7 protein-coding genes and 1 pseudogene are annotated in these 7,443 nt (G+C 67.0%); 4 read left to right on the top strand and 4 right to left on the bottom strand.

The window, feature by feature from the left end:
• Together AB0G02_RS24125 and AB0G02_RS24120 are read left to right on the top strand one after the other, a co-directional pair.
• On the top strand, window positions 1-432 hold a 432-nt coding region (locus tag AB0G02_RS24125), incomplete at its 5' end, for an IS30 family transposase (RefSeq protein WP_360797729.1).
• A 101-nt stretch (window positions 433-533) separates the two neighbouring features.
• A complete protein-coding gene (locus AB0G02_RS24120; protein WP_360797728.1) occupies window positions 534-944 on the top strand; it encodes an integrase core domain-containing protein in 411 nt (136 codons plus the stop codon).
• Here AB0G02_RS24120 and AB0G02_RS24115 read toward each other — a convergent pair.
• On the bottom strand, window positions 919-1,329 hold the full coding sequence (locus AB0G02_RS24115) for a transposase (RefSeq protein WP_360797727.1): 411 nt from the start codon (window positions 1,327-1,329) through the stop codon (window positions 919-921). The two genes, AB0G02_RS24120 and AB0G02_RS24115, sit on opposite strands and share 26 nt — an antisense overlap.
• Window positions 1,330-1,495: 166 nt before the next feature.
• Window positions 1,496-1,630: pseudogene (locus AB0G02_RS24110) on the bottom strand (helix-turn-helix domain-containing protein); the annotation flags it as partial.
• 172 nt (window positions 1,631-1,802) lie between these two features.
• Between AB0G02_RS24110 and AB0G02_RS24105 the strand changes: the two are divergent.
• Window positions 1,803-3,974, top strand: coding sequence for a P-loop NTPase fold protein (locus tag AB0G02_RS24105; RefSeq protein ID WP_360797726.1), 2,172 nt, complete (start codon window positions 1,803-1,805; stop codon window positions 3,972-3,974).
• 493 nt (window positions 3,975-4,467) lie between these two features.
• Here AB0G02_RS24105 and AB0G02_RS24100 read toward each other — a convergent pair whose 3' ends face one another.
• Window positions 4,468-5,940 carry a protein kinase gene (locus AB0G02_RS24100; protein ID WP_360797725.1) on the bottom strand — a complete coding sequence of 491 codons (1,473 nt, stop codon included), beginning with the start codon at window positions 5,938-5,940 and terminating at the stop codon, window positions 4,468-4,470.
• 1 nt (window position 5,941) lies between these two features.
• A complete protein-coding gene (locus AB0G02_RS24095) occupies window positions 5,942-6,172 on the bottom strand; it encodes a hypothetical protein (protein ID WP_360797724.1) in 231 nt (76 codons plus the stop codon).
• Between the two features lie 402 nt (window positions 6,173-6,574).
• Here AB0G02_RS24095 and AB0G02_RS24090 point away from each other — a divergent pair.
• Window positions 6,575-7,443, top strand: an 869-nt coding sequence (locus AB0G02_RS24090) for a helix-turn-helix domain-containing protein (protein ID WP_360797723.1), incomplete at its 3' end; no start/stop codon positions are given.

The raw sequence follows: 7,443 nt of genomic DNA, 5'->3' as shown, positions 1-7,443 counted from the left end.
GGCGGTAAAAGTGCGGTGGCCACGCTGGTCGAGCGCACCAGCCGCTTCCTGGTCCTGGTCCCGCTGCGCGGACGCGACTCACTCACCGTCACCGACGCGATCATCGCCGCCGTCGGCGACCTCCCGACCTCCATCAAACGCTCCCTGACCTGGGACTGCGGCTCCGAGATGGCTCTGCACAAGCAGGTGACCGCCACCGGACTGCCGGTCTTCTTCGCCCACCCCCACTCACCGTGGGAACGCGGCAGCAACGAGAACCTCAACCGCATCGTCCGCGAGTTCCTGCCCAAGGGCGTCGACATCCCCACCGACCCCCGCTACCTCGCCGCCATCGCCGCCGAGATCAACGACCGACCCCGTAAGATCCACGACTGGAGAAAACCCAGCGAGGTATTCACCGGACTCCTCGAAGCAGATGCTCCCACCGCCTGAACTCGCCGAGCCGAGCAGCACGTCGATACATCGCCGACCAGCCCTCGGCGGCCTAATCAACGAGTACGAACACGCAGCCGCCTAACCGCAGGTCAGACCACGTGGCCGACTATTGGCACCCCACAGGTAGTTCCGCGCGATTCCTGATCCGCGACCGGGATGGGAAGTTCCCCACCCTGTTCGACGCCGTCCTCGCCGACGCCGGTGTCCAGGTCCTCCTCACCGGTGTCCGGTTACCGCGCATGAACGCGATCATGGAACGCTGGATCCGCAGCTGCCGCCACGAACTCCTCGACCGCACCCTCATATGGAACCAGCAGCACCTACTCCACGCACTACGCGAGTACGAAAAGTACTACAACACCCACCGACCCCACCAAGGCATCGCTAACGTCCGACCACTACGCGCCCTGCCACCAGCCGTCACCAATCAAGCAGCGATCACCAGACTCGACGTCCGCCGACAGCAACGACTGGGCGGCATCCTCAACGAGTACCACCACGCCGCCTGACCTGCACGGACGATATTTTCGGCAAGCACAGGGCCACACGGTCGAGGAACGCGGTGAACACGGCGGCGGTGAACCGCTCGGTGAACACGGTGAACCACAACGCGCCGCGCGAGGCGACCGCGGACATGACGTTGACCCGCAGCCGTTTCCCGGTCACCCGCACGATCGGCGTTCTGCCCTTCGGCGCCCAGGACCGGCCGAGCGGGGCGGCATCCGAGCGAAGCCCGCACTGGTCGACCCACGCGTCCGCCGCACCCTCGGTCTTGGCGCGTGCCTCGATCGCCGGATAGTCCTCGTCCAGCCAGGTGCGCACCGCGGCGGGCTGCTGTTCGTAGGCACGCCGTGCCGGGCGCTGCGGGGTGAGGCCGTGGCGACGCAGCCACAAGTTCGGTCATGTCGACGCCGACGACCAGCCGGATCAGCTCGACCACGCCCTGGCGGGTCCACAGCGGGCCGCCGATCAGCAGTTCCTTGGGCGTGTAGTCGGCCATTGCCGCGAACAGCATGCCCCGATCCTCTCCGCTGATCGGCTCAGCGGGGCCGGGCCGCCCCTTTCGGGTCGCCAAGCCGTCGCGACCGTCCCGTCGGTAAGTCCGCCACCAAGTGCCCACCGACCGTTCGGAGACCCCGAACACCTCCGCCGCCTGCCAGTAACCCTCGACCCGCCCGGACTTCAACGCCGCCACCACCCGCAACCGCAGCACCTCGCGCTCCGCAGGCGATAACCGGTGTGCACCCTCGACCTCGATCACAGGTGATCAACTTACAGGAAGAAGATCACTTTCGACTCAATATCGAGGAAAGGTTGATTGTCGATCGTGCGGTAACGGATGGGGGTGAGTTGTCGATGCAAGCCATATGACAGAGGACGCCTTCAGTCACGAGGTCGCCGACATCGCCGGTGGCGTGTTCGAGCGACGGGAGTTCAGGCATTACAGCTCTCATCGCGGCCTGATCATCGGTCGGCTGGTTGCCGCTCACCTCGACGAGATCCGTGCATCGGTCATGATCAGTGAAAAGGCCCTCGCCGAGGCCGTGCAAGCAGAGCGAGCGGCGATTTCCCGGGCCAGAAGGTGGGCCTTCTGGCGGACCACCGCGCTCTGTCTGCTCCTGGTCGCCGTACTCGGTGTGACGATCTACCTGGTGTTCACATCCGCCGAGACCGTCTCTGCAAAGTCGGGCGTCGATCCGAAGACCGGTTGGTTCGGGCGTGAACGTCCCTTTTTGGTGGTGATCGCCTGGGCGGGCAGCGCGGTCGTGAGCCTTCTGCTGATCAGCCAACGGTTGATGTACCGGACCGCGATCAAGACGATCCGGGAGCGCACCACTGTGGCCCGGGATGTGTTTCGCCGGACGCTGGACACCGCGGTGCAGGAGGCGCTGTCGTCCGCCATCAATGCGGAGTTGGGTCCCAAGGGCATCATCCTGTTCCCCACGCACGCGCCGCGTCTGGTCGAGTTGGACGTCAGCCAGATCCGGCAGTCGAAGACGGCGACCTACATCAAGGAGTTCATTCTCGAACACGCCTCCTCTGCCATCGGTCTGGCAGGAACCCGAGGGTCGGGCAAGTCGACGGTGATGCGCGCCCTGTGGGCCGACCCGGACATGGAGGGACCGGTGGTGATCGTCCCCTCGCCGGTCCGCTACGACGCGGGCGAGTTCATCCGGATCCTGCTCACCGAGGTGGCCTCAGCGGTCTCGGCCACGCGTGGAACCCGGGCCACGAACCTGGTGCGGAACGCGTTCGAGCGCCTGCAGGTCCGCTCGATGCTGCTCATCGCCGGTCTCGGTCTGCTGTTGTTGTTCCTGTCCGACATGACCTCTTCGACCTCCTCGACCTCGAGAACGTCCCTGGGCGACACCGTGGACGTGATCGGCGGCACCGCGTTGCCGCTGATCCTGATCGGGGTGTCGCTCATACTGCTCTGGCTGAAATTCATGGTTCAAATGACCGCGACAGCGCTGCCAGCCGACGTGCGTCGGGCCCGCGAGCTGTTGCGTGACCTGCGTTGGGAATCGGAGCGCGGCGACACCAGGAAGGCGGTGGCCAAGGTGCGCGGACTGTTCGAGGCCAGCACCGAGCGCAGCATCAAGCTTAAGAGCCGCGCGCTTGGCCGGGCCGAACTCGTCGGTGCGCTGCGTGACCTGCTCCGCGTCTTCGCGAGCAGCTCGGACCGCACGCGGATGATCGTCTGCGTCGACGAACTGGACAAGATCAGCAATCCCGAAGACCTCGTGGAGATCGTCAACGAACTCAAGGACCTCTTCCACATCCAGAAGATCCACTTCCTGGTGACCGTCTCCACCGACGCCCTCGACGCGTTCGAGCGCAGAGGACTGGCGGGGCGCGACGCCTTCGACTCGGCCTTCGACAACGTGGTGCACACCCGCTGGCTCGACCTGGAGGAGTCTCTCGACGTCGTGCAGGCCAGGGCCACTGGGTTTCCGCCGCTGTTGGCCGCGCTCTGCCATGCCTGGTCCGGTGGGCTTCCCCGCGACCTGCTGCGCACCGCGCGCACAGCAGTGGAGTTCCAACGCCGGGAACCGGACCACCTGCGCAGCATCGCCGAGATCACGGCACACCTCGTCACATCCGACCTCGATGCCGCCCTGCGGGCGTCACTGCGCGACCTCGAGCCGGACGATCCGCAAACAGGCGATCTGTGGGCCGTGCTCCAGGCGGTGACTGCCGCGAAGTCCCCGATCTCCTCCCTGACCGGCCTCATCGCCACCATCGACACCTCGACCTTCACCACACCGGTCCTGCGCGCGCTCCAGGTCAAAGCGCAGTTGGGCCTATCCCTGCTGCGTCTGGCCCGGACCGCGACCGCGTTGCCCGACTACTGGACCACAACCCCCACCGCCTCCGGCCTGCATGCCGCCGCGACGGCCCACGCCGAAGCCGTCCGAGTGCTGGCTGAACCCGACCCGGTCCGTGCCGCGGCAGCTCGCGCCGCCATCGGAGAGCTCGAACTACCCACCACGCACACCGACAGCCACACCGACAACGGCGTGCCGGCCGGCGCATGAACGCCTCGTCCGACGGTATCCCCGGTCGCCGACGCCGCGGGAGACGATCCATCGGTTGAGAGAGGTGGTGATGCCCGTGGGTTTCGCGCCGCGGGCGGAACGGACACCATGGCGATCCTGTGCCGCAGGTCTGTCAAACGAGCGGCTCTGGCGCACTTTAGGTGGTGACGGTGAGTAGCCGGTCGCGGCCGTGATCTTGCGATGGGTGCGAATCCCCTTGTGGGACGGCATTTCTGGACTGTCAATTCCGGTCGTTGGGTGCGTGGCAGAGAGCGGTGGTCACGGTCCCCATTCGGGTTGTGGCCATGCCGTCCGGCGCCCAGGGGCTGCGATGACGAAGGCGTCGACAGCCCGAAAGCACCTTCCTGGCAAGGGCATCGATCTCCACCGCAAGGTCACGGCCGCGACCGGCTGCTCACCGTGACCACCGAAAGTGGGCCAGAGCCGCTCGTTTGACAGACCCCGCGCTAGGCGCCGAACCTGCGGTTGTCGGTTATGCGCCGCCGTGGCGGTCCAGTTCGGGGAACAGCGCTACGGTGCTAGGCTTGATCAGACCGGCGCGGAGCGCGGCGCGGCAAACGATGTCCTTGTCGGCGGGGACGGCGAACGCCTCGGCGAGCCGCTTCGTGAGCTTCTGCATCTGGTTCCGCGTTGTCATGGTGGAAAGGCCGAGCATCCGCGCGACCTCGGTGTGCGATGACGCGTTCGCTCCGCTGTCCCTCAGCAGGGGCAGGCAGTAAGCGGCGAGCAGTCGGAGCTGGACGGGTGTCAAGGGGAGGTCGAGCCCGTCCCGGGCCAGGGAGTCGACCGTCACGGGGCCTCCGGGTCGGCGCTCCTCGCCTGACAGCAGTCCTGGACCGACCACAACCGAGAGCGCGTAACGCTTCGACGTGGTCATCAGGGTCACCACGCTGTCCCGCTTGGCCGCCGTGTAGCCGGCACCGAGCTCCAGCAGGACGTCCGCGTGCTTGGAGTCCTTCGTGGAGACCTGAACTCTGTTGGAATGGGAGAGGTTGTTGATCGAGAGCCTCCCGTCCGACACCCGGAACTCGACAGCGGCCCGGGAGACGGCGTAGTCGTCAACGCCGACAGGGAGGTCGGTTGCCGCCCTCCCCGCGACCGCCAAGGGGTTCTCGGGGGACAATCTGACAGTGCGGCCGTTGAACGAGATCAGCGCCTCGTAGGCGTCCGGGCGGCGGGGCGGATTCTCGGTGAGGGCCGAATGCATCGCGAGCAAAGGCCGGACGGCGGCCGCACTGGGCCGACGGGAGGGGATGTCGTCCGCGAGGACCTCGGCCAGGGTCAGGAGTTCGTCGTGCTCCTTGCTGCCGCCGCGCACCAGCCTGTCGAGCGCCGGGTTGTCAGGATCGCTGCCGGTCAGCAGGTAATGGAGGGTGACGCCAAGCGCGTAGACGTCCGCTGCAGGGCTCGGCGTTGTCCCCGCGCCCAACTCCGGCGCGGCGAAGGGTGGGGTGCCGCCGGTTGCGTCGCCGATCGGCAACGCGACCGACGCCGAGCCGAAGTCGATCAACAGAGGTGCGCCGTCGCCGCCGACGAGGACGTTCTGCGGTTTGAGATCGCCGTGGACCACGCCCAGGCCGTGCAGCCGCTCCAGCGCGTCGGCGATGCCCGCGGCGTATGCCGACGCCGTCTCGACCGGCAGTGGGCCGGTCCGCTCGACCAGTTCCCGCAGTGACCCGTTCGCCTGGTATGGGGTCACGAGCGCTACGCGCCCGCTGCGGAGGGGGATCACTTCCGCGGCCACGAGCAAGCCCGGCAGGGGCGGCACCTCCTCTACGATCCCGACCTCGGCCGCCGAGTCCGGCAGCACCTTGACCACGACGCTTCGCAGATCGGCGGTCCGGGCGAGCACCGTCGTGCGGTCGTGGTGCGCCGACAGGAGCTTGACGTCGCGGAATCCCGCGCTTTCCAGTTCACCGCGCAGGACCTCGACACCGCGGGACACGTCAGCTCATCGCCTTCTTGGCGTAGCTCAACAGGTCGCCGATCAGTTCCCGCACCGAGGCCATGACCACGAGGGTGGTGTTGCCCAGGACGATCGCCGCCAGCGCGACGACGACGAAGAGGGCGACCAGCACCAGCACCGGCAGCCCGGTCAGCAGGATGACGGTGACCGGCCTGGCCACGTTGGTGCCGAAGGACCGGACAACACCTGCCGACAAGAGCGTGGGGTCCATCAGACCCTCCTCACCTGAGGTGGTTATGGTTACCCCTAACCACTGCAGTGTCAAGCGGACTGCGCGGCAGTTGTGGAGCATCTTCGGTCGAACGGTTCGCATGCGCTGTGCCTGCCGATATCCCATCCATGCAGGTGAGGGCACGGTCGGGACAAGGTCTCGGGATGGCCGATGAGGGTGCTCGTGTTCCACTGGCTCGGCGACGGGCGCGGCATGATGGCTGGCTGTGCCGCTTCGACTGGCCTACCTGGGCATGACCAACACGTTCGCGCTGCTGCGCCTGCTACCCATGAGCGACCGGGACAAAGACACGGAGATCCTTGTGGGGTTTCAGAACTCTGCACTGAGGCGCTGAGCTGGGGCTATCGCGCACCATGTGCTGTAGGAGCATGATCGTGGAGCGTGGCGCTACGACTGCTCTATCTGATCTTCGTCCGGGTCGTCGACTGGCTGATTCTGCTCGGTCGATCATCAGCGGCCAAGGACGCGGAGTTGCTGGTGCTGCGGCACGAAGTCACCGTGCTGCGCCGGGCCAGTCCCCGCCCGCGGTTGGACTGGGCCGATCGCGCGGTGCTCGCCGCATTGGTCCGACGCCTACCCGACTGGTTACGACACCACCGGCTGGTAACGCCGGGCACCGTCCTGCGGTGGCACCGGCGCCTGGTCGCGAAGAAGTGGACCTACCCCAACCGTACCGGCCGACCGCCGCTCGACGACACCATCGCGGCGCTGATCGAGCGCATGGCGCGGGAGAACGCCAGCTGGGGCTATCGCCGGATCCAGGGCGAGCTGCTCAAGCTCGGACACCGGGTGGCCGCGTCAACGGTTCGCCGCGTGCTCAAGCGCTTGTGGATTCCACCCGCTCCCCGGCGCGACACCGACACCTCCTGGCGACGGTTCCTGCGCGCCCAGACCGCAAGCATCCTGGCCTGCGACTTCTTCCACGTCGACTGCGCCCTGACGCTCAAGCGCGTCTACGTGTTCTTCATGATGGAGGTCGCCACCCGCTACGTCCACATCCTCGGCACCACCACCAACCCCGACGGAGCATGGACCACCCAACAAGCCCGCAACCTGCTCATGGACCTCGGCGACCGGACAGACGACTTCCGGTTCCTCATCCGCGACCGGGCCGGCCAGTTCACCGCCTCGTTCGACGCGGTTTTCTCCGGCGCAGGCATCCAGGTCGTGAAGAGCCCACCACGGTGTCCGCGAGCCAACGCCCACGCCGAGCGGTTCGTCGGCACCGTCCGACGCGAAGTCACCGACCG

The organism is Actinosynnema sp. NPDC023658 (genome assembly GCF_040639995.1).
GTDB lineage: Bacteria > Actinomycetota > Actinomycetes > Mycobacteriales > Pseudonocardiaceae > Actinosynnema.
Note: the sequence above shows the minus strand (reverse complement) of the source record. Positions and strands in the feature narration are given on the sequence as shown.

Bases quoted from the DNA above. Each gene is read 5' to 3' on its own strand.
- AB0G02_RS24105 (WP_360797726.1), top strand. From the start codon at position 1,803: ATGACAGAGGACGCCTTCAGTCACGAGGTCGCCGACATCGCCGGTGGC.
- AB0G02_RS24095 (WP_360797724.1), bottom strand. From the start codon at position 6,172: ATGGACCCCACGCTCTTGTCGGCAGGTGTTGTCCGGTCCTTCGGCACC.